Origin of the sequence: Pseudomonas sp. FP597 (assembly GCF_030687435.1) — a bacterium.
Taxonomy (GTDB): Bacteria; Pseudomonadota; Gammaproteobacteria; order Pseudomonadales; family Pseudomonadaceae; genus Aquipseudomonas; species Aquipseudomonas lactucae.
In genome coordinates this window covers 1,475,778-1,499,482 of record NZ_CP117432.1, presented here as the reverse complement: position 1 = coordinate 1,499,482, position 23,705 = coordinate 1,475,778, and the positions used below count along the sequence as shown (strand labels likewise).

General features: G+C 61.8%; 24 protein-coding genes. 13 read left to right on the top strand and 11 right to left on the bottom strand.

All coding sequences use genetic code 11. The features are described 5' to 3' along the window. Positions 1 to 83: 83 nt before the first annotated feature. The 4 genes from PSH66_RS06875 to PSH66_RS06860 all read left to right on the top strand — a co-directional run bounded on the left by PSH66_RS06875 (position 84) and on the right by PSH66_RS06860 (position 3,146). Entirely contained in the window at positions 84 to 392 is a 309-nt protein-coding gene (locus PSH66_RS06875) for an arsenate reductase (protein WP_232291318.1), read from the top strand. Between the two features lie 34 nt (positions 393 to 426). Beyond that, positions 427 to 1,461: a 2,3,4,5-tetrahydropyridine-2,6-dicarboxylate N-succinyltransferase gene (dapD, locus tag PSH66_RS06870; protein WP_078823513.1), complete on the top strand. Its 1,035-nt coding sequence runs from the start codon at positions 427 to 429 to the stop codon at positions 1,459 to 1,461. Between the two features lie 69 nt (positions 1,462 to 1,530). After that, positions 1,531 to 2,736: an aminotransferase class V-fold PLP-dependent enzyme gene (locus PSH66_RS06865; RefSeq protein ID WP_305428619.1), complete on the top strand. Its 1,206-nt coding sequence runs from the start codon at positions 1,531 to 1,533 to the stop codon at positions 2,734 to 2,736. Beyond that, positions 2,733 to 3,146: a SufE family protein gene (locus PSH66_RS06860; protein WP_003172253.1), complete on the top strand. Its 414-nt coding sequence runs from the start codon at positions 2,733 to 2,735 to the stop codon at positions 3,144 to 3,146. The genes PSH66_RS06865 and PSH66_RS06860 overlap by 4 nt, the downstream gene beginning before the upstream one ends. A gap of 19 nt (positions 3,147 to 3,165) precedes the next feature. On the opposite strand, the gene tcdA is transcribed toward PSH66_RS06860, so the two are convergent. Further along, complete coding sequence (tcdA, locus tag PSH66_RS06855; RefSeq protein WP_003172252.1) at positions 3,166 to 3,975, bottom strand: tRNA cyclic N6-threonylcarbamoyladenosine(37) synthase TcdA; 810 nt, start codon at positions 3,973 to 3,975, stop codon at positions 3,166 to 3,168. Positions 3,976 to 4,185: 210 nt separating this feature from the next. On the opposite strand from tcdA, the gene PSH66_RS06850 reads away from it, so the two are divergent. The 4 genes from PSH66_RS06850 to PSH66_RS06835 all read left to right on the top strand — a co-directional run bounded on the left by PSH66_RS06850 (position 4,186) and on the right by PSH66_RS06835 (position 9,279). Then, the gene (locus PSH66_RS06850; RefSeq protein ID WP_305428618.1) at positions 4,186 to 6,777 is read left to right on the top strand and encodes a glycosyltransferase; all 2,592 of its coding nucleotides are present in this window, start codon (positions 4,186 to 4,188) and stop codon (positions 6,775 to 6,777) included. A gap of 110 nt (positions 6,778 to 6,887) precedes the next feature. After that, positions 6,888 to 8,039 (top strand): succinyl-diaminopimelate desuccinylase, encoded by a 1,152-nt coding sequence (gene dapE, locus PSH66_RS06845; RefSeq protein WP_003172250.1) that lies wholly within the window; start codon positions 6,888 to 6,890, stop codon positions 8,037 to 8,039. Further along, complete coding sequence (locus PSH66_RS06840) at positions 8,039 to 8,848, top strand: putative RNA methyltransferase (RefSeq protein ID WP_305428617.1); 810 nt, start codon at positions 8,039 to 8,041, stop codon at positions 8,846 to 8,848. The genes dapE and PSH66_RS06840 overlap by 1 nt, the downstream gene beginning before the upstream one ends. A 53-nt stretch (positions 8,849 to 8,901) precedes the next feature. After that, positions 8,902 to 9,279 (top strand): hypothetical protein, encoded by a 378-nt coding sequence (locus PSH66_RS06835; RefSeq protein WP_003172246.1) that lies wholly within the window; start codon positions 8,902 to 8,904, stop codon positions 9,277 to 9,279. Between the two features lie 70 nt (positions 9,280 to 9,349). Here the strand turns inward: PSH66_RS06835 and PSH66_RS06830 are convergent, their stop codons facing one another. Beyond that, on the bottom strand, positions 9,350 to 9,559 hold the full coding sequence (locus tag PSH66_RS06830) for a cold-shock protein (protein ID WP_003172245.1): 210 nt from the start codon (positions 9,557 to 9,559) through the stop codon (positions 9,350 to 9,352). A 184-nt stretch (positions 9,560 to 9,743) separates the two neighbouring features. On the opposite strand from PSH66_RS06830, the gene plsB reads away from it, so the two are divergent. From plsB to PSH66_RS06815, 3 genes are read left to right on the top strand one after another with little or no spacing between them, the layout of a single operon-like run. Next, positions 9,744 to 12,248, top strand: coding sequence for a glycerol-3-phosphate 1-O-acyltransferase PlsB (plsB, locus tag PSH66_RS06825; protein WP_003172244.1), 2,505 nt, complete (start codon positions 9,744 to 9,746; stop codon positions 12,246 to 12,248). 51 nt (positions 12,249 to 12,299) lie between these two features. Beyond that, complete coding sequence (locus tag PSH66_RS06820; protein ID WP_305428616.1) at positions 12,300 to 12,701, top strand: YbaY family lipoprotein; 402 nt, start codon at positions 12,300 to 12,302, stop codon at positions 12,699 to 12,701. A gap of 22 nt (positions 12,702 to 12,723) precedes the next feature. Then, positions 12,724 to 13,413, top strand: coding sequence for a DUF4197 domain-containing protein (locus PSH66_RS06815; RefSeq protein ID WP_141064275.1), 690 nt, complete (start codon positions 12,724 to 12,726; stop codon positions 13,411 to 13,413). A gap of 495 nt (positions 13,414 to 13,908) precedes the next feature. On the opposite strand, the gene PSH66_RS06810 is transcribed toward PSH66_RS06815, so the two are convergent. The 4 genes from PSH66_RS06810 to PSH66_RS06795 are packed head-to-tail and all read right to left on the bottom strand — an operon-like array spanning position 13,909 to position 18,678. Next, positions 13,909 to 14,172, bottom strand: a complete 264-nt coding sequence (locus tag PSH66_RS06810) for a hypothetical protein (RefSeq protein WP_305428615.1) — start codon at positions 14,170 to 14,172, stop codon at positions 13,909 to 13,911. A 5-nt stretch (positions 14,173 to 14,177) separates the two neighbouring features. Continuing rightward, entirely contained in the window at positions 14,178 to 14,504 is a 327-nt protein-coding gene (locus PSH66_RS06805; protein WP_305428614.1) for a hypothetical protein, read from the bottom strand. Positions 14,505 to 14,506: 2 nt separating this feature from the next. Further along, positions 14,507 to 17,572, bottom strand: a complete 3,066-nt coding sequence (locus tag PSH66_RS06800; protein WP_305428613.1) for an efflux RND transporter permease subunit — start codon at positions 17,570 to 17,572, stop codon at positions 14,507 to 14,509. Between the two features lie 5 nt (positions 17,573 to 17,577). Beyond that, positions 17,578 to 18,678, bottom strand: coding sequence for an efflux RND transporter periplasmic adaptor subunit (locus tag PSH66_RS06795; RefSeq protein WP_305428612.1), 1,101 nt, complete (start codon positions 18,676 to 18,678; stop codon positions 17,578 to 17,580). 93 nt (positions 18,679 to 18,771) lie between these two features. On the opposite strand from PSH66_RS06795, the gene PSH66_RS06790 reads away from it, so the two are divergent. Continuing rightward, on the top strand, positions 18,772 to 19,425 hold the full coding sequence (locus PSH66_RS06790; RefSeq protein WP_042944293.1) for a TetR/AcrR family transcriptional regulator: 654 nt from the start codon (positions 18,772 to 18,774) through the stop codon (positions 19,423 to 19,425). A gap of 43 nt (positions 19,426 to 19,468) precedes the next feature. Here PSH66_RS06790 and PSH66_RS06785 read toward each other — a convergent pair whose 3' ends face one another. Next, entirely contained in the window at positions 19,469 to 20,251 is a 783-nt protein-coding gene (locus PSH66_RS06785; protein WP_003172237.1) for a class I SAM-dependent methyltransferase, read from the bottom strand. A gap of 96 nt (positions 20,252 to 20,347) precedes the next feature. On the opposite strand from PSH66_RS06785, the gene PSH66_RS06780 reads away from it, so the two are divergent. Further along, positions 20,348 to 20,968: a hypothetical protein gene (locus tag PSH66_RS06780; RefSeq protein WP_003172234.1), complete on the top strand. Its 621-nt coding sequence runs from the start codon at positions 20,348 to 20,350 to the stop codon at positions 20,966 to 20,968. A 3-nt stretch (positions 20,969 to 20,971) separates the two neighbouring features. Here the strand turns inward: PSH66_RS06780 and PSH66_RS06775 are convergent, their stop codons facing one another. From PSH66_RS06775 to PSH66_RS06760, 4 genes are read right to left on the bottom strand one after another with little or no spacing between them, the layout of a single operon-like run. Continuing rightward, entirely contained in the window at positions 20,972 to 21,670 is a 699-nt protein-coding gene (locus tag PSH66_RS06775) for an extensin family protein (RefSeq protein WP_305428611.1), read from the bottom strand. 3 nt (positions 21,671 to 21,673) lie between these two features. Then, on the bottom strand, positions 21,674 to 22,501 hold the full coding sequence (locus PSH66_RS06770; protein WP_305428610.1) for an oxaloacetate decarboxylase: 828 nt from the start codon (positions 22,499 to 22,501) through the stop codon (positions 21,674 to 21,676). Between the two features lie 27 nt (positions 22,502 to 22,528). Continuing rightward, positions 22,529 to 23,389, bottom strand: coding sequence for a DUF72 domain-containing protein (locus PSH66_RS06765; RefSeq protein WP_305428609.1), 861 nt, complete (start codon positions 23,387 to 23,389; stop codon positions 22,529 to 22,531). Further along, the gene (locus tag PSH66_RS06760; RefSeq protein WP_003172229.1) at positions 23,389 to 23,679 is read right to left on the bottom strand and encodes a hypothetical protein; all 291 of its coding nucleotides are present in this window, start codon (positions 23,677 to 23,679) and stop codon (positions 23,389 to 23,391) included. Before PSH66_RS06760 ends, PSH66_RS06765 begins: the two co-directional genes overlap by 1 nt. Positions 23,680 to 23,705 lie beyond the last annotated feature (26 nt).

Here is a 23,705-nt window from a genome sequence, read left to right as displayed (position 1 = left end):
TTTTCATCCGTCCAAAAGGGGGCAATTCCTTGACCGCTTCAAGCAAAACCTTGCACCTTTTCGGCATAAAAGCCTGCGACACCATGAAAAAGGCGCGCACCTGGCTCGATGAGCACGCGGTGAACTATGAGTTCCATGACTACAAAACGGCCGGTATCGACCGCGAACACTTGACCCAATGGTGCAACGAGCACGGTTGGCAGGTGGTTTTGAACCGTGCGGGCACCACCTTTCGCAAACTCGAAGACGAACGCAAAGCCGATCTCGATCAGTCGAAAGCCATTGAATTGATGCTCGCACAACCTTCGATGATCAAGCGCCCGGTGCTTGATCTCGGTGACAGAACCCTGATTGGCTTCAAGCCAGATACTTATTCGGCGGCCCTCAAGTAGGCCAGCCCTTCCCCATTTTTGTAGAGGTAACAGCATGTCCCATTCCCTGTTCAGCCTGGGCTTCGGCGTCGGCACTCAGAACCGCCAAGGTGCTTGGCTGGAAGTGTTTTACGCACAACCGTTGCTCAACCCACCGGCTGAAATCGTCGCGGCTATCGCACCCATCCTGGGTTACGCCGAAGGCAACCAGGCCATCACCTTCACCGTGACTCAAGCGCTGCAAATGGCCGACGCGCTCAAAGGCGTCGACGCAGCCCAGGCCGCCCTGCTGAGCCGCCTGGCCGAAAGCCACACGCCGCTGGTCGCCACCCTGCTGGCCGAAGACGCCGCGCTGACCTCCACGCCCGAGGCCTACCTCAAGCTGCACCTGCTGTCGCATCGCCTGGTCAAGCCGCACGGCCTGAGCCTGGCCGGTGTGTTCCCGCAGTTGCCGAACGTGGCCTGGACCAGCCAGGGCGCGATCGACATCAATGAACTGGCCGAACGCCAGCTGGAAGCACGCCTGCGTGGCGACCTGCTGGAAGTGTTTTCGGTGGACAAGTTCCCGAAAATGACCGACTACGTGGTGCCGGCCGGCGTGCGTATCGCTGATGCCGCCCGTCTGCGCCTGGGCGCCTATGTGGGCGAAGGCACCACCGTGATGCACGAAGGTTTCGTCAATTTCAACGCTGGCACCGAAGGCCCGGGCATGATCGAAGGTCGTGTATCGGCGGGCGTATTCGTCGGCAAGGGCTCGGACCTGGGCGGCGGTTGCTCCACCATGGGCACCCTGTCGGGCGGCGGCAACATCGTGATCAAGGTCGGCGAAGGCTGCCTGATCGGCGCCAACGCCGGTATCGGTATTCCGCTGGGCGACCGCAACACCGTGGAGTCGGGCCTGTACGTCACCGCCGGCACCAAGGTCGCACTGCTGGACGAGAAGAACCAACTGGTCAAGGTGGTCAAGGCGCGTGAACTGGCCGGCCAGCCGGACCTGCTGTTCCGCCGCAACTCCGAGACCGGTGCCGTGGAATGCAAAACCCACAAATCGGCCATCGAACTGAACGAAGCGCTGCACGCTCACAACTAAGCAGCCACTCGATGCCACTAACGGGCCGCGCCTTCAGGGGACGGCCCGTTCATACGAGTCTTGACCACCATGCTTGTGCCCTCCCCCTGGCGCGCCGACTTTCCGGCCATCGCCACCCTGCAACGGCAAGACCAGACCTATCTGGACAACGCCGCCACCACGCAAAAACCCCAGGTCCTGCTGGATGCCATCAGTCATTACTACGCCAATGGCGCAGCCAATGTGCACCGGGCCCAGCATTTGCCGGGGGCGCATGCGACCCAAGCCTTCGAGGACAGCCGCAGCAAGGCTGCGCAGTGGTTGAATGCAGGCGACACGGGGCAGATCGTGTTTACCCACGGCGCGACGTCAGCGCTGAACCTCTTGGCTTATGGCCTTGAGCATCTATTCAATGCGGGCGATGAGATTGTCATCAGCGCCCTGGAACACCACGCCAACCTGCTGCCCTGGCAGCAACTGGCCAAACGTCATGCGCTGAAACTGGTGGTATTGCCGCTGGACGATGACGGCGTGATCGACCTGAATGCGGCCGCCGAATTGATCGGCTCGCGCACACGGCTGCTGGCGGTGAGCCAACTCTCCAATGTCCTCGGCACCTGGCAACCCCTGGAGGCCTTACTCGCCCTGGCCAAGGCCCATGGCGCGCTGAGCGTGATCGATGGTGCCCAAGGCATCGTCCATGGCCGCCACGATGTGCAGGCGCTGGGCTGCGACTTTTATGTATTTTCCAGCCACAAGCTCTACGGGCCGGACGGCGTCGGCGTGCTGTATGGCCGCAACGAAGCCCTGCACCACCTGCGCCACTGGCAGTTCGGCGGCGAGATGGTGCAACAGGCCGACTACCACAGCGCGAGCTTCCGCCCTGCGCCGCTGGGCTTCGAGGCCGGTACCCCACCGATTGCCGGTGTGATCGGTTTGGGCGCCAGCCTGGATTACCTGAGTTCGCTGGATCAGCAGGCGGTAATCGCCCATGAGGCAGCGCTGCATGACTACCTGCTGCGCGGGCTAAGAGCACGCAATGGCCTGCGGGTGCTGGGCTCGCCGCAAGTGGCGCTGGTGAGCTTCACCGTCGAGAACCTGCACAATGCCGACCTCGCCTACCTGCTGGCGGACCAAGGCATTGCCGTGCGCGCCGGCCATCATTGCGCGATGCCACTGCTCAAGCAGATGAACCTCTCCGGGGCGATACGCGTATCGCTGGCCCTGTACAACGACTCAGCCGATGTGGAGCGGTTCTTTGACGCGCTGGATCACACGCTGGATATGCTGCGATGAGCCTGCCGACAGACGCAGTGACTGCGCTGCACACCTTCCAGACGGTTGGCGGTTGGGAGCAACGCGCCCGCCTGCTGATGCAGTGGGGAGAGCGCCTGCCGGTGTTGGCGGACGAGGATAAGATCGAGGCCAACCTGGTACAGGGCTGCGAGAGCCTGGTGTGGCTGGTCGGCCGCCTGCTGGAAGGCCGTTGGCAGTTTGCTGCCAGCAGCGATGCGCGGATGATTCGAGGGTTGGTGGCGTTGTTGCTGGCGCGAGTCAATGGGTTGTCGGCGGCTGAGCTGCAAGCGGTCGACTTGCCTGACTGGTTCAATCAACTGGGGCTTTCGCGCCAGCTGTCGCCGTCCAGAAGCAACGGCTTGAACGCAGTCCTGCAGCGCATGCGCGAGTTGAGCCGTACACAAATCTAAATGTGGGAGGTGCTGAAATTCAGGCGGGTTTGACCCGCTCTGAAGGCCGGCGCACCCCAGCCACAATCTTGTCCACCGCCTTGGTCGCCGCCACCATGCCAAAGGTCGCGGTGACCATCATCACCGCGCCAAACCCACCGGCACAGTCGAGCTTCACCCCGTCGCCGACAAAACTCTTCTGCAAACAGATGCTGCCGTCCGGCTTGGGATAGCGCAGCTGTTCGGTGGAAAAAACGCACGGCACGCTGTAATGACGGGTCACGGTGCGCGAGAAACCGTAGTCGCGACGCAACGTGGAACGCACTTTCGAGGCCAGCGGGTCGTTGAAGGTGCGGTTCAGGTCGCACACCTGGATCAATGTGGGGTCGATCTGTCCGCCGGCACCGCCGGTGGTGATGATCTGGATCTTGCGGCGCTTGCACCAGGCAATCAGCGCGGCCTTGGCGTTGACCGCGTCGATACAGTCAATCACGCAGTCGATATTCGCAGTGATGTACTCGGCCATGGTGTCGCGGGTCACGAAATCCGCCACTGCATGCACTGTGCAATCCGGGTTGATGCCCCGCAGGCGTTCGGCCATCACCTCGACCTTGGGCTTGCCCACGGTGCTGTCCAGGGCATGCAACTGGCGGTTGCTGTTGCTGACGCAGACATCGTCCAGGTCAAACAGCGAAATCTCGCCCACGCCGCAGCGCGCCATGGCTTCCGCCGCCCAGGAGCCAACGCCGCCGACGCCGACGATCGCCACATGGGCCGCTTTCAAGCGTTCCAGGCCTTCAATGCCATACAAGCGGGCGACGCCTGCAAACCGCGTATCTTCTGTACTCATGACCATTACCCCAAAAACCGGCGCGCATTATGGGCTACGCGGCGACAAGTTTTAAGCTACAAGTTAAGAACTTAGATGTACTTTCGCTGCCCAATGTCCGGTTTTTCTCTGCTTGCTGTACGGTCAGGGAAAGGCCGGTGTAGGATGCGCGCCGTTCGGCGCAGGCCGGCACCTCTTTTCGTTCCACACCTTTTGGAACCCGACATAACCATGGCATCGCGTAAATTTGGACTCAACCTGGTGGTGGTGCTGGCAATTGCCGCACTGTTCACCGGCTTCTGGGCGCTGATCAACCGCCCGGTCACCGCTCCCAACTGGCCTGAGCAGATCTCGGGGTTTTCCTACTCGCCGTTCCAGCAAGGCCAGTACCCGCAAAAAGAGCAGTACCCCACTGACGAGCAGATGCGTCAGGACCTGGCAATCATGAGCAAGCTGACGGACAACATCCGTACCTATTCGGTCGACGGCACCCTGGGGGACATCCCCAAGCTGGCGGAAGAGTTCGGCCTGCGCGTGACCCTCGGGATCTGGATCAGCCCGGACCTGGAGCGCAACGAACGCGAAATCCAACGTGCCATCGAAATTGCCAACAGCTCGCGCAGTGTCGTGCGGGTGGTGGTCGGTAACGAAGCGCTGTTCCGTGAAGAGATCACCCCAGAGGCACTGATCGTGCTGCTGGACCGCGTGCGCGCCGCCGTCAAAGTACCGGTCACGACCTCCGAGCAGTGGCACATCTGGGAAAAGAACCCGCAACTGGCCAAGCACGTCGACCTGATCGCCGCGCACATCCTGCCGTTTTGGGAGTTCATCCCGATGGACAAGGCCGGCCAATATGTACTCGACCGTGCCAGGGACCTGAAGAAACTGTTCCCGAAAAAACCGCTGCTGCTGTCGGAAGTAGGCTGGCCAAGTAACGGGCGCATGCGCGGCGGGAATGAAGCGTCCCCGGCGGACCAGGCGATTTACCTGCGCACACTGGTGAACAAGCTCAATCGCCAGGGCTACAACTACTTCGTGATCGAGGCTTTCGATCAGCCGTGGAAAGTCAGCGATGAAGGCTCGGCCGGTGCCTATTGGGGCGTATTCAACGCCGCGCGCCAGCAGAAATTCAATTTTGAAGGTCCCGTCGTCGCAATCCCCCAATGGCGTGTACTGGCCATCGGTTCGGTGGTGCTCGCGCTGCTGTCGCTGACCCTGCTGATGATCGACGGCTCGGCCCTGCGCCAACGTGGCCGTACCTTCCTGACGTTTATCGCGTTCCTGTGCGGTTCGGTGCTGGTGTGGATCGGCTACGACTACAGTCAGCAATACAGCACCTGGTTCAGTGTCACCGTGGGCATCCTCTTGGCGCTCGGCGCCCTGGGCGTGTTTATCGTGCTGCTCACCGAAGCCCATGAACTGGCCGAAGCGGTGTGGACCCACAAGCGCCGCCGCGAATTCCTGCCGGTTGAAGGGGATTCGGACTACCGCCCGAAAGTATCGATCCACGTGCCGTGCTACAACGAACCGCCGGAGATGGTCAAACAGACCCTCGACGCCCTGGCCGCCCTCGACTATCCGGACTACGAAGTCCTGATCATCGACAACAACACCAAGGACCCGGCGGTTTGGGAACCGGTGCGCGACTACTGCGAAACCCTGAGCCCGCGCTTCAAGTTCTTCCACGTCGCGCCCCTGGCCGGTTTCAAGGGCGGTGCGTTGAACTACCTGATCCCGCACACCGCCAAGGATGCCGAAGTGATCGCAGTGATCGACTCGGACTACTGCGTATCGCCCAACTGGCTCAAGCACATGGTGCCGCACTTCGCCGACCCGAAAATCGCCGTGGTGCAGTCGCCGCAGGATTACCGCGACCAGAACGAAAGCACCTTCAAGAAGCTTTGCTACGCGGAATACAAAGGCTTCTTCCATATCGGCATGGTCACCCGCAACGACCGCGACGCGATCATCCAGCACGGCACCATGACCATGACCCGCCGCTCAGTGCTCGAGGAACTGGGCTGGGCCGACTGGTGTATCTGTGAAGACGCCGAACTTGGCCTGCGGGTATTCGAGAAAGGTCTGTCGGCGGCGTATTACCACGACAGCTACGGCAAGGGCCTGATGCCGGATACCTTTATCGACTTCAAGAAACAGCGTTTCCGCTGGGCCTATGGCGCGATCCAGATCATCAAGCGGCACACTGCCAGCCTGTTGCGCGGCAAAGACACCGAGCTGACCCGCGGCCAGCGCTATCACTTCCTGGCGGGCTGGTTGCCGTGGGTGGCCGATGGCATGAACATTTTCTTCACCGTCGGCGCGCTGTTGTGGTCGGCGGCGATGATCATCGTGCCGACGCGGGTCGACCCGCCGCTGCTGATTTTCGCGATCCCGCCCTTGGCGCTGTTCGTGTTCAAGGTGGGCAAGATCATCTTCCTGTACCGCCGTGCGGTAGGCGTGAACCTCAAGGACGCATTCTGCGCGGCCCTGGCCGGGCTGGCGCTGTCCCACACCATCGCCAAGGCGGTGCTGTATGGCTTCTTCACCACCAGTATTCCGTTCTTTCGTACACCGAAAAACGCGGATAACCACGGCTTCTGGGTGGCCATTTCCGAAGCCCGCGAAGAAATGTTCATCATGCTGCTGTTGTGGGGCGCGGCGCTGGGGATCTACCTGGTGCAGGGCCTGCCGAGCAACGACATGCGCTTCTGGGTGGTGATGCTGCTGGTGCAGTCGCTGCCGTACGTGGCGGCGTTGATCATGGCGTTCCTGTCGTCGCTGCCGAAACCGGCAGCGGCACCTGAGCCCGCACCGGCCAGTTAAAACTTGCGCAATGCACTAAACGGCGGCCTCTGGCCGCCGTTTTGCTATAAGATAACGGCCGTTTTGTCTGCCCGCCCTGCTCTTCCAAACATGCTTTCCGGAGTTTTCCCATGACGGCCCATGCCGACCTTTCGCCGACCCTTCAACTTGCCATCGACCTGATCCGTCGCCCGTCGGTCACGCCGATCGACGCCGACTGCCAGAAGCTGATGATGCAGCGCCTGGGCGACGCTGGTTTTGCGCTGGAGCCGATGCGCATCTTCGAGGTGGATAACTTCTGGGCCACCCACGGCAAGCACGAAGGCCCGGTGCTGTGCTTTGCCGGCCACACCGACGTGGTACCGACCGGCCCGGTGCAGGCCTGGCAAAACGATCCGTTCGACGCGCTGATCGACGAAAACGGCATGCTCTGCGGGCGTGGCGCCGCCGACATGAAAGGCAGCCTGGCGGCCATGCTGGTGGCCGCGGAGCGTTTCGTCACCGACTACCCGGACCACAAGGGTTCGGTCGCTTTCCTGATCACCAGCGATGAAGAAGGCCCGGCGCACCACGGCACCAAAGCCGTGATCGAACGCCTGGCCGCACGCAAGGAGCGCCTGGACTGGTGCATCGTCGGCGAACCATCGAGCACCACCCTGGTGGGCGATGTGGTCAAGAACGGCCGCCGTGGTTCCCTCGGTGCCACCCTGACCGTGCGCGGCGTACAAGGCCATGTGGCCTACCCGCACCTGGCGAAGAACCCGATTCATCTGGCTGCGCCGGCCTTGGCCGAATTGGCCGCGGAGCATTGGGACAACGGCAACACATTCTTTCCGCCGACCAGCTTCCAGATTTCCAACCTCAATGCCGGCACCGGCGCCACCAACGTGATTCCCGGCGACCTGACGGCGGTGTTCAACTTCCGCTTCTCCACCGAATCCACCGTCGAAGGCCTGCAACAGCGCGTCGCGGCGATTCTCGACAAGCATGGCTTGGACTGGCACGTTGAGTGGGCACTGTCGGGCCTGCCGTTCCTCACCGAACCGGGCGCGTTGCTCGACGCCGTATCGGCCAGCATCAAGGCGATCACCGGTCGCGAAACCCAGGCGTCCACCAGCGGCGGCACCTCGGACGGGCGTTTCATCGCCACCCTCGGCACCCAGGTGGTCGAGCTGGGCCCGGTCAACGCGACGATCCATCAGGTCAACGAGCGCATCCTCGCCAGCGACCTCGATGTGCTGACCGAAATCTACTACCAGACCCTGATCAAGTTGCTCGCCTGATGCTCGCTTGCCCCCTTTGCAGCGCCCCGCTCAACGCGGTGGACAATGGCGTGGCGTGCCCGGCCGGGCACCGTTTTGACCGTGCGCGCCAGGGTTACCTGAACCTGCTGCCGGTGCAGCACAAAAACAGCCGCGATCCGGGCGACAACCTGGCCATGGTCGAGGCACGCCGCGACTTCCTTAACGCCGGGCACTACGCCCCGGTGGCCAGGCGCCTGGCGGAACTGGCGGCCGAGCGCGCGCCGCAGCGCTGGGTGGACATCGGCTGTGGCGAGGGTTACTACACCGCGCAAATCGCCGACGCCCTGCCCCACGCCGACGGCTATGCACTGGATATCTCCAAGGAGGCCGTCAAGCGCGCCTGCAAGCGCAACCCGGCGCTGACCTGGTTGATCGCCAGCATGGCCCGCGTGCCCTTGGCCGATGCCAGCTGCCAGTTCCTCGCCAGTGTCTTCAGCCCGTTGGACTGGCAGGAGGCCAAGCGCCTGCTCAGCCCCGGCGGCGGCTTGATGAAGGTTGGCCCCACCCGCGGCCATCTGATGCAATTGCGCGAGCGGCTGTACGACGAAGTGCGCGAGTACACCGACGATAAGCACCTGGCCCTGGTGCCACAGGGCATGAGCCTGGCGCACAGCGAAACCCTGGAGTTCACATTGAGCCTGGCCAAGCCCAGCGACCGCGCCAACCTGCTGGCCATGACACCCCATGGCTGGCGTGCCAGTGCCGAGCGCCGCGCCGAGGTGATCGAGGCCGCCGAGCCGCTGCAGGTCACCGTGTCGATGCGCTACGATTATTTCGTGCTTCAATAACCGACTTTCTACATCCGCGAATGGATTTTCGAATCCCGCAACGAGGAACATCCATGCGCCAACCCGATATCGAGATTTACCTGAAGGACGCCGACGTCGACTACAAGGCCATTGCCGCCTGGCTGGGCGCTGCCTTGGGCCCATGCACCGACTGGGTCCAGAAGGGCCAGACCTACAAGTGCAAGGCCGGCAATGTGCCCGTCACCTGGTTGCCAAAGGCCGTCGGCAAATGGAACAGCCTGTACCTGGAAAGCGACCAGACTCCGTGGGACGACGACATCGCCTGCGCCCGCGCCGCCTTTGCCGCACTGAATGTGGAAGTGCGCTGCGCACCGGGGACATGGGTCGAAGAGGAAGGTGAGGAAAGCGCTGATCGCTGGATGCGCATAAGCGTTGATGGGGAAGAAGAGATCACCTGGAAAACAGCTTAAAAGCAGCTACAAGCTACAAGCTACAAGTCAAAGCGCTTGCAGCTTGTAGCTTGACACTTGCCGCTCGGCCTTACAGGCCGACCACATCCTCCGCCTGCAACCCCTTCTCACCGCTCACAACCGCGTATTCCACCTGCTGGCCTTCGGCCAACGAGCGGTGGCCTTCACCGCGAATGGCGCGGTAGTGTACAAACACATCCTTGCCGTCTTCGCGCTGGATAAAGCCATAGCCCTTTGCATCGTTGAACCACTTCACATTGCCGGTTTCGCGCTCTGCCATCTGTTTTACTCCCACGTCGTTTTTTTATTGTTGAGCCGTTTCGCGTTGAACTGCCGAGTATAAGACAGGCTCAAAAACGATCAACTCAAGTTTACATCGCTGCTTTTTTGCCGATTTTCGGCGAATACGGCACACTACCGGCCCGAGCGCCTGCTCGGTTTTTTCCACTTCAAGCAGCTCGCCTATGACCCGCTCCCCGTTCCGCCGTCTGGTATTTGGCACCTTGCGCCGACTGTTGTACCTCTGGGTCCGCTCGGAGACGATCAACCAGTCGTCCCTAACCCTTAACCTGGACCGCAGCCGGCCGGTGTTCTACGTCCTGCAATCGCCCTCGCTCACCGAGTTGGCCGTGGTCGATGCCGAGTGCACCAAAGCCGGCCTGCCACGCCCGGTGCTGCCGGTATCGGTCGGCCCGCTGATGGAACCCGCGGCGTTCTTCTACCTCACGCCGGAGCCCGACTGGCTCGGCCGTCAGGACAAGCGCGGCGCGCCGCCGACCCTGACCCGCCTGGTCAACACGCTGACCGAACATGCCGAAGAGAATGCACAAATCATTCCGGTCAGCGTGTTCTGGGGCCAGTCGCCCGAGAGCGAGTCCAGCCCGTGGAAGCTGCTGTTTGCCGACAGCTGGGCCGTCACCGGGCGTCTGCGCCGGTTGTTGAGCATTCTGATACTGGGTCGCAAGACCCGTGTGCAATTCTCCGCGCCTATCAACCTGCGTGAATTGATCGAGCACAATAAAGGGCACGAACGCACTGTGCGGATGGCCCAGCGCATCCTGCGTGTGCACTTTCGTAACCTCAAGACCGCCGTGATCGGCCCCGACCTGTCCCACCGCCGCAACCTGGTGAAGGGCCTGGTCAACATGCCGCTGGTACGCCAGGCCATTTTTGATGAAGCCGAGCGCGAAAAAATCAGCCCGGAAAAAGCCAAGGCCCAAGCCCTGCGCTATGGCAACGAAATTGCCTCGGACTACACCTACACCGCGATCCGCTTTTTGGAAGTGGTGCTGAGCTGGTTCTGGAACAAGATCTACGACGGTATCAAGGTCAATAACATCGAGGGTGTGCAAAAGGTCGCCCAGGGTTATGAAGTGATCTATGTGCCCTGCCACCGCAGCCATATCGACTACCTGCTGCTCTCGTACCTGCTGTTCAAGAACGGGCTGACCCCACCGCACATCGCCGCCGGCATCAACCTGAACATGCCGGTGATCGGCAGCCTGCTGCGCCGGGGCGGTGCGTTTTTCATGCGCCGCACCTTCAAGGGCAACCCGCTGTACACCTCGGTGTTCAACGAATACCTGCACACCTTGTTCACCAAGGGTTTCCCGGTGGAGTACTTCGTCGAGGGCGGACGCTCGCGCACCGGGCGCATGCTGCAACCGAAAACCGGGATGCTGGCGATTACCCTGCGCAGTTTCCTGCGCTCCTCACGCATGCCCATCGTGTTTGTCCCCGTATACATCGGCTACGAGCGCGTGCTTGAAGGCCGCACCTACCTGGGCGAACTGCGCGGCGCGAGCAAGAAAAAAGAGTCGATCTTCGATATTTTCAAAGTGGTCGGCGCGCTCAAGCAGCGTTTCGGCCAGGTCGCGGTCAACTTCGGCGAGCCGATCAAGCTGGCCGAGTTCCTTGACCATGAACAACCCGACTGGCGCGCCCAGGAACTGGGGCCTAACTACAAACCGGCGTGGCTCAACGAAACCACCAACCGCCTCGGCGAACAGGTGGCGCGCCACTTGAACGAAGCCGCGGCGGTGAACCCGGTGAACCTGGTGGCCCTGGCGCTGCTGTCCACCACGCGCCTGGCCCTGGACGAGCAAGCCATGGCTCGCCAGCTGGACCTGTACCTGGCGCTGCTGCGCCGTGTGCCCTACTCACCGCACACCACCCTGCCGGAAGGCGACGGCCAGGCCTTGATCAAGCACGTCAAGGACATGGACCTGCTGTCGGAACAAAGCGATGCCCTGGGCAAGATCCTGTACCTGGACGAGCAGAACGCCGTCCTGATGACCTACTACCGCAACAACGTGCTGCACATCTTCGCCCTGCCGGCGTTGCTGGCGAGTTTCTTCCAGAGCAGTTCGCGCATGAGCCGCGAGCAGATCCTGCGCTACACCCACGCGCTGTATCCGTACCTGCAATCGGAGTTGTTTATCCGCTGGTCGCTGGAAGAACTTGACGCGGTCATCGACCAATGGCTCGAAGCGTTCGTCGAACAAGGCCTGCTGCGCTTTGAAAAAGACCTGTACCTGCGTCCGGCACCGAGTTCACGGCACTTTGTGTTGCTGACCCTGCTGTCCAAGAGCATCGCCCAGACCCTGCAGCGTTTTTACATGGCCATCTCGCTGCTGCTCAACAGCGGTCAGAACAGCATCAGCGCCGAAGAACTGGAAGACCTGTGCACGATCATGGCCCAGCGCCTGTCGATCCTGCACGGCCTCAATGCGCCGGAGTTCTTCGATAAGAGCCTTTTCCGACATTTTATTCAGACCTTGCTGGAGCAGGATGTACTGCGTCGCGACGAGGCCGGCAAGTTGAGCTACCACGACCTGCTCGGCGAGTTGGCCGAAGGCGCCGCCAAACGCGTGCTGCCCGCCGAGATTCGCCTGTCGATCCGCCAGGTGGCGCTGCATCGAGTGGACGGCGCAGCCGAACAACCGGCGGCCCCGGAAGAAACCCGCTAAATTGATTGAGGCGCCAGTGGAATACTGGCGCTGTTTACAAGGAGCGACACCATGAAAAAGATCATTCTCCTGGGTCTCACCGCCCTGCTCGGAGCCTGCCAATCCATGAGCCCTGCCCCGAAAGCCAGCCTTGACGGCGAAGTGTTCTACCTGCAACGCATCGCCCTGCCACCGACGGCCACCTTGAGCGTCACCCTGCAGGACGTCTCGCTGGCGGACGCCCCGGCCGTGACCCTGGCCGAACAGAAAGGCCCGGTCAAAGGCCAGGTGCCATTGCCGTTCCACCTCAGCTATGACCCGGCGCAGGTCAAGCCTGGCCACAGTTATTCGGTGAGTGCTCGTATCGAACTGGAGGGCAAGCTACTGTTTATCACCACCGAGCGGCACACCGTGCAACTCAACGGGCAGGACCCTCAGCCTCTGCGTCTGCGCGTTGATGCCGCGACCCACTGAATTCGAACATAAGGAAGCCTCCATGCTCCGTAACTCCCTTCGCCTGACGGCCCTGTGCGCCGGCCTGTTGCTCGGTGCCAACGCCATGGCCCTGGACCTTGGCAGCCTGTCCCAGGGCGACGCCAGCGGCGGCCTCAAGGACGCCCTCACACAAGGCGCGCAGATCGCGGTGAAACAACTGGGCACCCCCGGCGGTTTCAGCAACAACCCCGAAGTGAAAATCGGCCTGCCGGGCAAACTCGGCAAAGTCGCCGACAAGCTGAAAATGTTCGGCATGGGTGACCAGGTGATGCAACTGGAAACCAGCATGAACAACGCGGCGGAAACAGCCGTGACCCAGGCCCAGCCGATCCTGGTCAATGCCGTGAAAAAGATGAGCGTGACCGACGCCAAGGGCATCCTCAGCGGAGGCCAGGACTCGGCAACCCGGTATCTGGATAAAACCAGCCGCGAAGAAATCCGCGCCAAGTTCCTGCCGATCGTCAAGGCCGCCACCGACAAGGTCGGTGTAGCCCAGCAGTACAACGCCCTGGCGGGCAAGGCCGCGGCGTTTGGCGCAGTGGATGCCAAGAGCGCCAACGTTGAAAACTACGTGACCGAACAGGCGCTGGACGGTTTGTTCAAGATGATCGCCCAGCAGGAAGAAACGATCCGCGAGAATCCGGCGGCGGCGGCTACCAGCCTGGCGAAGAAGGTATTTGGCGCGCTGTAACCCTGCCTCACAGCGCCCAGGCCGCGTCCTGCGAACCTGGGCGCTGTGGCTTACACCGCGCGCTTAACGGTTAAACAGCGGATACAACGGCCTGATGGGCAATTGATGGTCGCTTACCGGATGTGGATGAGCGTGATGCGGCCTGCCATAAGTGGGGCGAGCGGGTTGATGGTGCCCATAACCTGGCTGGCTTGGATAAGGACGATAAGAGTGGGGAGGCCCGTATACCGGCCCTTGCGGTACAGCAGAACCCACCTCTGTACGTGGCAAATGATTGCCCAGCAATGCCCCGAGAAACGCACCTTTGAAAGCAGCAATCGCATTGAAAAACGACATCTGAAACTCCTTAAACTCATTGAGATAGGCCGGCCGCCCACTGGCTAAGCCAAGACCTGTGCCTGTCCATCAGGCAAATCTGAGTGGAGTGAACAGCGCAAACGTTCCAGCAGTGCCGATGCCTGTTTGCATCAGCATGTGAAACGGCCGCGGTTGCCCTCAATGAATTACCGAGTCAGCCAACCGCCCCATCATGAGCGTGGCAAAACAGCAGATCGCCACGGACGTTGCGCGATTGATCCTCAACGGCGTGAGCCAAGTCTTTTGACCCCCCGCAAAGCGGCTGCCCAGCACGATCCAGGCCGCCCCTACCGGTATCACCACCAGCGCCAGCGTGCCCATGAACGTGGCATAACCTTGCAGCGTGGCAAAGGTGCTGGCCGGCGCGATAAACGACACGATCAACAGCCCCTTGGGGTTCATGACCGTCAGCCAGAAAAATAGAAGCCTGCGATGTGATCGCGGCGTGGGGCGTCTATGCCGCCGTTATTGCGTTGCCAGAGCGCGTACGAGACAGACAACAGGTAACAGGCCGCAACCAACTGCGTGGCTTTCAGCGCCCAAGGCGAATACGCCGCCAGGTAAAGCAATGCGACGCCCCATACAGACACCTGGAACAAGTACGCGAGACATTCGATAAACACCAGCGCCCACGAGCCCCGGAGCCCGAACAGCACCCCAGCACGAAATAACAGGGTGTTAGTAGGGCCTGGGGCGAGCAATAACAACAAAAGCGCTGAAACAGTGGCCAACATGATTACACGACGTCCTTCCTTACTCGGAACCACGCAGCATACAGCGCCGGCAGGAATAATAGCGTCAACGCCGTCGCCACAATCAGCCCGCCCATGATCGCCACCGCCATCGGCCCGAAGAACACGCTGCGTGACAACGGGATCATCGCCAGTACCGCCGCGAGTGCCGTCAGCACAATCGGGCGGAAGCGGCGCACGGTTGCTTCGATGATTGCTTGCCACGGTGCCAGGCCGGCCTTGATGTCTTGTTCGATCTGGTCCACCAGGATCACGGAGTTGCGCATGATCATGCCCGACAGGGCGATGGTGCCGAGCATCGCGACGAAGCCGAAGGGCTGGCGGAACACCAGCAGGAACAGCGTCACGCCGATCAAGCCCAGGGGCGCTGTGAGAAACACCATGGCGCTGCGTGAGAAGCTGCGCAGTTGCACCATCAACAGGGTCAGCACCACCACGATAAACAGCGGTACACCCGCCTTCACCGAGTTCTGGCCACGGGCGGAGTCTTCGACGGTGCCGCCGACTTCCAACAGATACCCGTCCGGCAGTTCGGCCCTTACGTCTGCAAGGGTCGGCAGGATCTGCTGGACCAGGGTCGCCGGTTGTTCCTTGCCATAAATATCGGCGCGCACGGTCACGGTCGGCAGACGATTACGGTGCCAGATAACGCCCTCTTCGAAACCATATTCGAGGGTGGCAATCTGCGACAGCGCGACGCTTTTGCCGTTATCCGTTGGCACCGCCAGGCTTGGCAGCAGCGACAACTCCGTGCGTTCGTGCACGGTGCCGCGCAGGAGAATTTCGATCAACTCGTTGTCCTCCCGGAACTGGCTGACGCTGGAGCCGGTGAGCGAACTCTGCAGGAATTTCGACAGGTTGGCAGTGCTCACGCCCAGCGCCCTGGCGCGGTCCTGATCGATATTCAGGTAGACAATTTTGCTCGGTTCTTCCCAGTCCAGGTGCACGTTGGCTACGTGGGTGTTTTCGCGAACCTTGGCCGCCACTTTCCGAGCCAGTGCGCGGACTTCTTCAATGTGCTCGCCGGTTACACGGAACTGCACTGGATAGCCCACGGGCGGCCCGTTCTCCAGGCGGGTGACGCGCGCGCGCAGGTCGGGGAATTGTTCGTTGAGGGTTTCGATCAACCAGAGGCGCAGGCTTTCGCGCTCTTCAATGGTCTTGGCCAGCACCACGAATTGCGCGAAGCTGGCCGCCGGCAGCTGCTGGTCCAGCGGCAGGTAGAAACGTGGCGAACCGGTGCCGACGTAGGCCACATAGTTGTCGATGCCCGCGTGCGCCTTGAGCAATCCTTCCAGGCGTTTGACCTGGTCGGCGGTGTTGCTCAGGGAGGCGCCTTCGGCCAGCTTCAGGTCGACCATCAACTCCAGGCGACCGGAAGCGGGGAAGAATTGTTGCGGCACAAAGCGGAACAACGCCACCGAGCCGATAAACAGCAACAGGGTCAACACGATCACAGTTTTGCGCCGACGCACGCACCACTCCACCAAACGCCTTACACGCTGGTAGAAAGGCGTGCCGTAGGGGTCAGGGCCCTTGGTGCCGTGTTTGGCCGCGTGAATTTTCGCCAGGTCCGGCAGGAGCTTTTCCCCAAGGTAGGGTACAAACACCACGGCGGCGACCCATGAGGCGAGCAGTGCGATGGTCACTACCTGGAAGATCGAGCGGGTGTACTCGCCGGTGCTCGACTGCGCAGTGGCAATCGGCAGGAAGCCTGCGGCCGTGATCAGCGTACCGGTGAGCATCGGAAAGGCGGTGCTGGTCCAGGCGAAACTCGCGGCTTTGAGCCGGTCATAGCCCTGCTCCATTTTGATCGCCATCATTTCAACGGCGATGATCGCGTCGTCCACCAGCAACCCCAAGGCCAGGACCAAGGCGCCGAGAGAAATCTTGTGCAGGCCGATGCCGAGGTAATACATGGTGGCGAAGGTCATCGCCAGCACCAGCGGAATAGCCAGGGCCACCACCATGCCGGTGCGTACGCCAAGGGAGAAGAAACTCACCAACAACACGATGGCCAGTGCCTCAGCCAACACTTGAACGAATTCACCGACACTGGTTTTCACCGCTGCCGGCTGGTCAGACACCTTGCGCAGCTCCATGCCGGCCGGAAGATTCTTCTGCAAGCGTGCGAACTCGCCTTCAAGGGCCTTGCCCAGCACCAGAATGTCGCCGCCGTCGCGCATGGCCACGGCGAGGCCGATAGCATCTGCGCCCATGTAACGCATGCGCGGGGCCGGTGGGTCGTTGAAACCACGGTGGATCTCAGCCACATCGCCGATACGGAAGGTGCGGTCGTCGACGCGAATCGGGAAGTTGCGAATCTCTTCCACCGTCTTGAAGTTGCCTGACACACGCAGTTGCACACGCTCGCTCGGGGTCTCGAAGAAACCGGCGGTGGAGACCGCATTCTGTTCCTGCAACGCCTGCTGCACCGCCGCCAACGGCAAGCCGAGGGTGGCGAGCTTGAGGTTGGACAGTTCGATCCAGATCTTCTCGTCCTGTAGGCCAAGCAGCTCGACCTTGCCCACATCCGGCACGCGTTGCAGTTGAATCTGGATGCGGTCGGCGTAGTCCTTGAGCACGGCGTAGTCGAAGCCGTCGCCGGTCAGGGCGTAGATGTTGCCGAAGGTGGTACCGAACTCATCGTTGAAAAACGGCCCCTGGATATCCGGCGGCAAGGTCTGGCGGATGTCGCTGATCTTCTTGCGCACCTGGTACCACAACTCAGGAATCTGCGCCGAGTGCATCGAGTCGCGTGCGATAAAGGTGACCTGGGATTCACCGGGGCGCGAAAACGACACGATGCGCTCGTACTCGCCGGTTTCCATCAGCTTCTTCTCGATGCGCTCGGTGACCTGCCGCGAGACTTCCTGAGCCGTGGCTCCTGGCCAGTTGGTCTTGACCACCATGGCCTTGAACGTGAACGGCGGGTCTTCGCTTTGCCCCAGCTTGGTGTAGGACAAGGTGCCGACCACGGCCAGCAGGATCATCAGGAACAGTACGATCTGGCGATTACGCAACGCCCATTCGGAAAGATTGAAACCCATCGGGACTACTCCTTGGCCGCCAGATTCACCACACGGTTGGAGCGATCCACCGGGCGCACTTGCTGGCCCTCGTGGAGCACATGCACGCCTGCTGCGACCACCCAGTCACTGGCGGTCAAGCCTTCCAGGACCGGCACGGTTTTTTCGCCGAAGGCGCCGATGCGCACCGGGATGCGCGTGAGAGTGTTGTCCGGCTTCACGCGCCAGACGTAGGACGCACCGTTCTCCGCACTCAGGGCAGACAGCGGCACCGACAATGGAATAACGCCGTCGGCCTGTATGAATACGCGAGCACTCTGGCCCAACTCGGCGGGCACCTTGCCACTGGTGAAGGCGACACGAGCTGCGAATGTGCGCGATTTGGGATCGGCGGCGGGCGACAGTTCACGGATGCGCCCGGCAAAACGCTGATCCGGCTGGCTCCACAACTCGACCGACACCGACTGCCCGACCTTGAAGCGGCCAAACCCCTGTTCCGGCAAGCTGATCAGCACTTCGCGCTCACCGTCGGTGGCCAGGGTGAACACGGTTTGCCCGGCAGACACCACCTGGCCGACTTCCACCGCACGCTTGGCGACGACACCGTCCTGGGGCGCACGCAACACGGCGTAACCGGCCTGGTTACTGGCCACGTCGAATTCGGCCTTGATCTGCTTGAAGCGTGCTTCGCCCGCGCGGTAGAGATTCTCGGAATTGTCGTACTGCGAACGGCTGACCATCTGACGGTCCATCAGGGTCTTGTAGCGATCACGCTCGGCGCGCACCAGGCTCAGGTTGGCCTGGGCTGCGGCCACCTGGGCGCGAGTGGCTTCCAGTTGCAGGCGCACATCCTGAGGATCGAGTTCCGCCAGGGCCTGGTTGGCCTTGACGCGCTCTCCCTCTTCCACCAGCCGCTTGCTGACTTTGCCGCCAATGCGAAAGGCCAGGTCCGGTTCATAGCGAGCACGCACTTCTCCGGGGTAGCTGTCCGTCGACTGTGCCGATGGCTGCGGCTGCACCACCATGGCCGGACGGACGCTGGTTTGGGCCGCTTCTTCATGGCCGCAGGCGGCCAGCAGGAAGACCAGGCTGACAGGCAACGCAAGAGGCAGGAAAGTGCTGCGCATGCTGAAGGACCTTTCGCAAATGGAGCTAGGAATAATTATACTGGCCAGTATGTTATTAATACCAAACTCACCAGTCCAGTATTAAAGGTGAAAATGTCCGACAATCCTGCCAACACCAATAACCCTGGGCGTCCCAAGGACATGGCAAAACGCCAGGCAATCCTCGAAGCAGCCAAGTTTCTGTTTTTGAGTAACGGTTACGCCAACACCAGCATGGATGCCGTGGCCTTGGAGGCCGGCGTATCAAAACTGACCGTCTATAGCCACTTCACCGACAAAGAGACGCTGTTCACCGCCGCCGTCGTGGCCAAGTGCGAAGAACAGTTGCCAGTGATGTTCTTCGAGCTGCCCGCGGGCGTGCCCGTGCACACGGTGCTGTTGAACATCGCCCGGGGCTTTCATCGGCTGATCAACAGCGAGGAGTCGGTCAACCTGCATCGCCTGATGATGACCACCGGCAATCAGGACGCGAAACTGTCCCGGATCTTCTTCGAGGCCGGCCCCATGCGCATGCTGCAAGGCATGGAGCGCCTGCTCGGCAAGATCGACCAGAGCGGCGCCCTGAGCATCGACAAACCCTTCAGGGCCGCCGAACACTTTTTTTGCCTGCTCAAGGGTACGGCGAATTTCTGTTTGCTTTATGGCTGCGGCGGGCAACTGAGTGAAGAAGCCGCCGAAGCGCATGTGCAGGAGGTGGTGGGGTTGTTTATGCGGGCTTATAGGAGAGAGGCAGCGGCAAGCGATTAGCCGCGAGCTGCAAGTGAAAAGCGCTTTGCTTGCAGCTTGCCACTTATGACTTGAGCGCTTTCTTGGGATAGATGTCATAGCGGCTGGACTTGCCATCCAGCGCGTGGCTCGGCTTGGGCCCTTCGATGCACGGCGCCTTGCGCGGGCGCTTGACCACCACGCGGTGACTGGCCAGGGCCAGGGCGGCCGCCAGCAGGGCCGGTGCGTCCGGGTCGTCCCCCACCAGGGGTCGAAACAGGCGCATTTCCTTCTTCACCAGGGCAGTTTTCTCACGATGGGGGAACATCGGGTCCAGGTAGATCACCTGGGGCGGCTCACCTTCCCAATCGCGCATCACATCGATGGAGTTGCCCTTGAGCAGCTTCATGCGCGCCACGATCGGCGCCACTTCAAAATCATCCGCAGCGCGTGCCAGGCCGTCTTCGAGCAGGGCGCCGATCAGCGGCTGGCGCTCGATCAGGCTCATTTCGCAACCCAGGCTGGCCAGTACGAACGCGTCCTTGCCCAGGCCCGCCGTGGCATCCAGCACCCGCGGGCGCACACCTTGGGCGACACCCACGGCCTTGGCGATCATCTGCCCGCTGCCGCCGCCGTACAGACGCCGGTGCGCGGCGCCGCCTTCAACGAAGTCCACGCGAACCGGCCCCGGCGCATCCGGCCCAAGCTGCTGCAACTGCAGCCCGTGCTCGCCGACTTGCAGGGAAAAATCCGCATCCGCGAGCTGTAAAGGCAAGCCAAGCAGATGCGCCCAATAGTCGGCGCGGTCCTTGAAACCTTCGGCCAAAGCCTCAACCTGGATGCGGCTGGCCGCTGGATGTTCGTTCATCAATCGCTACGCTCAAAAATATTAAGGATCGGCAAATACCGGCCGATAAAAACAACAGTCAGGTATTTTGCCAGAGCTGAGCGTCGACCGAAAAAAATGTCAGACATTCTCCCCCTAACCATCGGTGTACTGCCGACCCACAACCACTACGGCCTGCGCAATACTCAAGCGCTGGCCGGGGTGAGCCATGTGTGGCAGGACTTCTTCGCCCGGGCGCTGGCCGAGCAACTTGGCGATGCGCCGGACGCGCTCGCGGCTAAAGCAGCGGCTGTGGTGGATCCGGCGGTAGAACCCAGCGAAGGCGCCGACCTGCTGTCGCAGATCCTCACCCAGCGTGAATGCGACGTGAAAGACACCGAAATCGCCCCGCCTGAGCCATTGTTCCTGCCCATCGCCGAATTTGACACCGAGTTGCTGCCACCGGCCGCCATTCCATTCCCGCAAGAAGAGATCGTCGCTCAGCAACGCCAGCAGAACTTTGAAAGCGCCTGGGTTCGCCCCATCGTGCTGACCGCCGGCCAGCCAGTGCCTGAGCCAGGCCCGGCGCCGCAGCCACGCCCGCTGCACTTGCCGATTGCCGAGTTCGAACTGGACCTGTTGCCACCGCCCGCCACGCCTTATCCAACCGAAGAGCTGCTGGCCCAACAGAAAGCCCTGGACTTCGATTATCACTGGGCACGCCCACTGATCACGCAGAACCTGCGACTGGCCGCCTGACCCTCAGCGGCACACCCACCATCGCCCCATATCCAGATGAAAATGGTTGCGGTGCGCGGCGTTGTAATCCGGGCTCAACACCACATTGAAATCATCACAGGCGCTGTCACGCACCTGACGCAGGAAGCGCGCCTTGTCACCCTCCCCCGGCCAATCCCTGAGCACGCTGATACTGCGCCCATCCGCCAGGCGAAACCCGGCGATATCCAAGGCATTGGCCGAGGCATGCTGGCTCAGCCGCCCGTCGGCACGGTTATACATGTTGCGACAGGCAAAGCTGCCCAAGTGATCGACCCGCGTCACCGCCTGGCCAAACACCGCCTCAGCCGCCGGTTGCACGCTGTGACGCTCGAACAGGGCGAACGCCACGGCCAGCGGGCAACTGGCGAGAAAGCTGCTGCTCAACCCGACTGCCGCGCTCTGTACGCGCAAGGTATTGCGCAAAGGGCAGGCCGCGTCGGCAGGCGTATCCGCCTGATGGCTCACACGCAGACCGGATGTTTCCAACACTTGATCACACAGCGCGGGGTCATCCTGCAGGCGCCCCAGTTTGTAGCGGGTCAGCACGTTGGGACTGGCGCGCACGTCCAGCGGTGCCCATGGGTTCCATTCATCGGGGACCGGCAGCCAGCCACGCCATACGCCCATCGCCAGAGCGCCACCAAGCAGCAGCAATATGCCCAGAATTTTAAAAAACCGCACCGTTCAACCTTTGAAGAACTGGTTGGCCTGGCTGAACGGCATCGAGCGCTCGGTAAAGGTGAATGTGCCCGACTCAAAAACTTCCTGAGCGGCGCGATAAAACTCGCCATAGGCCGCCAATGCCATCGCCGAGCCAACGCTGATGCGCTTGACCCCCATCGCGCTCAACTGCGCCACGCTGAGTTTGAGCCCGCCGGACATCAGCACGTTCACCGGCTTGGGCGCCACAGCCGTGACCACCGCCAGCACGTCCTCGGCGCTGCGCAGGCCGGGCGCATAGAGCACGTCGGCACCGGCTTCGGCGTAGGCTTGCAGGCGGCGAATGGTGTCGGGCAAATCCAGGCGGCCATGCAGGAAATTTTCCGCACGGGCGGTCAGGGTAAAGGGGAATGGCAGGCTGCGGGCAGCGACAACGGCGGCCTCCACGCGCGCGACGCCGAGGCTGAAGGAGTAGATCGGGTCGTGTGCAACGCCCGTGGCATCTTCGATGGAGCCGCCGACGATGCCCGTGGCTGCAGCACGCAGGATGGTCTGGGCACAGCCTTCGGGGGTGTCACTGAAGCCGTTTTCCAGATCAGCCGCAACCGGTAGCGCGGTAGCCTGGGCAATCAGGCCGGCGTTGAGCAAGGTGTCTTCCAGGGACAGCGCGCCTTCGGCGTCCGGGCGCGCCAGGCTGAACGCATAACCGGCGCTGGTGGTGGCCAACGCTTCGAACCCCAGGCTGGCGAGCATCACCGCGGAGCCGGCATCCCATGGGTTGGGCATCACGAACGCGCGGTCGCGCTCATGCAGGGCCTTGAAGGTTTCGGCGCGAAGGGTTTGGGCATCCATGGCTGACTCCTGGCGGAAAAAAGAGCCCTAGAGTAACCCCAGTTGCTCCGCTTCGGGAGTGCGTTCCAACGTCGGCAGCGCCGGCAGGCCTGGCAGGCGCGCCATCAGTTTTTCGTGGAAACGCAGCGCCAGTTGCGCGGCCAGGCGGTTGTCCGAGGTATGCAAGAACACGTACGGAGTGCGGCCCTCCTCGATCCAACCGGCGATTTTTTCCACCCATGGGACCAGGAAGGGGTCGTTGGCCTCAAGCTCCGGATGGCCGATAAACCGCACTTGGGGAAACAGCGTCAGCGCCGCCGGGCGTGGTGGCACCTTGGGCTTTTTCGATTGGGCATGCAGCACCGCCGCCGAGGTGGAGGTGCAACTGAACAGCGCACGCGGGTCAAGACAGATACGCTCCACGCCACGGTCCCGCAACAGACGGTTAAGCATGCGCTCGGCATCGCCCTTGGCGAAGAACTCGGGGTGGCGCACTTCCACGGCCATCGGGCGCTCCAGCCCGTCGATAAAACCGGCCAGCTCGCCCAGGCGCTGCGGCGAAAAAGCCGCCGACAATTGCAGCCACAGCGGCGAAACGCGCTCGCCCAATGGGCTCATGAGGCCAACAAAGCTTTCCGCCGCCGGCAGCTGCTCACGCAAGTCGCCACCGTGGCTGATATCACCGGGGAACTTGGCTGTGAAGCGAAAATCATCGGGCATGATTTCGGCCCAGCGCTGCACGGTGGCGGCTGAGGGTCGGGCATAAAACGTGGTGTTGCCTTCAACGGCGTTGAAGACCTGGGAATAGAGGGCAATATAATCGCTGGAACGGGCATCGGCGGGGTACAGGTACTCGCGCCAAGCGTTTTCGCTCCAGGATGGGCAACCGATGAAGTAAGGCAGGCGCATCAAATGTGAATGTCGAGGCCCAGCACTTCCATATCCCATTCGACAAAGCCGGCGGTGGTCAGGTAGCTGGCCAGGGCGGTGGCGACGCTTTTGCTCATGGAGCGCGGGAAGACCATGTCTTGCTGACGGGCTGGCAGGCCGCTGATGCGTGCTTGAGAACTGGCCTGCGCGTCGGACTGCACCTCAATGAAGTCCGGCGAATCTTCGACGGAGTCGTCCACCGTGGCGTTTGCCCTGCGTGGCTTACGCTTGATTGGGTACGACTGTGAGGAAAATCCATCAATACGCATGGCGCGAACTCGCTATCAGTAATGGC

Coding starts and splice junctions, on each gene's coding strand:
- PSH66_RS06875 (WP_232291318.1), top strand. CDS start 84: ATGAAAAAGGCGCGCACCTGGCTCGATGAGCACGCGGTGAACTATGAG.
- dapD (WP_078823513.1), top strand. CDS start 427: ATGTCCCATTCCCTGTTCAGCCTGGGCTTCGGCGTCGGCACTCAGAAC.
- PSH66_RS06865 (WP_305428619.1), top strand. CDS start 1,531: ATGCTTGTGCCCTCCCCCTGGCGCGCCGACTTTCCGGCCATCGCCACC.
- PSH66_RS06860 (WP_003172253.1), top strand. CDS start 2,733: ATGAGCCTGCCGACAGACGCAGTGACTGCGCTGCACACCTTCCAGACG.
- tcdA (WP_003172252.1), bottom strand. CDS start 3,975: ATGAGTACAGAAGATACGCGGTTTGCAGGCGTCGCCCGCTTGTATGGC.
- PSH66_RS06850 (WP_305428618.1), top strand. CDS start 4,186: ATGGCATCGCGTAAATTTGGACTCAACCTGGTGGTGGTGCTGGCAATT.
- dapE (WP_003172250.1), top strand. CDS start 6,888: ATGACGGCCCATGCCGACCTTTCGCCGACCCTTCAACTTGCCATCGAC.
- PSH66_RS06840 (WP_305428617.1), top strand. CDS start 8,039: ATGCTCGCTTGCCCCCTTTGCAGCGCCCCGCTCAACGCGGTGGACAAT.
- PSH66_RS06835 (WP_003172246.1), top strand. CDS start 8,902: ATGCGCCAACCCGATATCGAGATTTACCTGAAGGACGCCGACGTCGAC.
- PSH66_RS06830 (WP_003172245.1), bottom strand. CDS start 9,559: ATGGCAGAGCGCGAAACCGGCAATGTGAAGTGGTTCAACGATGCAAAG.
- plsB (WP_003172244.1), top strand. CDS start 9,744: ATGACCCGCTCCCCGTTCCGCCGTCTGGTATTTGGCACCTTGCGCCGA.
- PSH66_RS06820 (WP_305428616.1), top strand. CDS start 12,300: ATGAAAAAGATCATTCTCCTGGGTCTCACCGCCCTGCTCGGAGCCTGC.
- PSH66_RS06815 (WP_141064275.1), top strand. CDS start 12,724: ATGCTCCGTAACTCCCTTCGCCTGACGGCCCTGTGCGCCGGCCTGTTG.
- PSH66_RS06810 (WP_305428615.1), bottom strand. CDS start 14,172: ATGAACCCCAAGGGGCTGTTGATCGTGTCGTTTATCGCGCCGGCCAGC.
- PSH66_RS06805 (WP_305428614.1), bottom strand. CDS start 14,504: ATGTTGGCCACTGTTTCAGCGCTTTTGTTGTTATTGCTCGCCCCAGGC.
- PSH66_RS06800 (WP_305428613.1), bottom strand. CDS start 17,572: ATGGGTTTCAATCTTTCCGAATGGGCGTTGCGTAATCGCCAGATCGTA.
- PSH66_RS06795 (WP_305428612.1), bottom strand. CDS start 18,678: ATGCGCAGCACTTTCCTGCCTCTTGCGTTGCCTGTCAGCCTGGTCTTC.
- PSH66_RS06790 (WP_042944293.1), top strand. CDS start 18,772: ATGTCCGACAATCCTGCCAACACCAATAACCCTGGGCGTCCCAAGGAC.
- PSH66_RS06785 (WP_003172237.1), bottom strand. CDS start 20,251: ATGAACGAACATCCAGCGGCCAGCCGCATCCAGGTTGAGGCTTTGGCC.
- PSH66_RS06780 (WP_003172234.1), top strand. CDS start 20,348: ATGTCAGACATTCTCCCCCTAACCATCGGTGTACTGCCGACCCACAAC.
- PSH66_RS06770 (WP_305428610.1), bottom strand. CDS start 22,501: ATGGATGCCCAAACCCTTCGCGCCGAAACCTTCAAGGCCCTGCATGAG.
- PSH66_RS06765 (WP_305428609.1), bottom strand. CDS start 23,389: ATGCGCCTGCCTTACTTCATCGGTTGCCCATCCTGGAGCGAAAACGCT.
- PSH66_RS06760 (WP_003172229.1), bottom strand. CDS start 23,679: ATGCGTATTGATGGATTTTCCTCACAGTCGTACCCAATCAAGCGTAAG.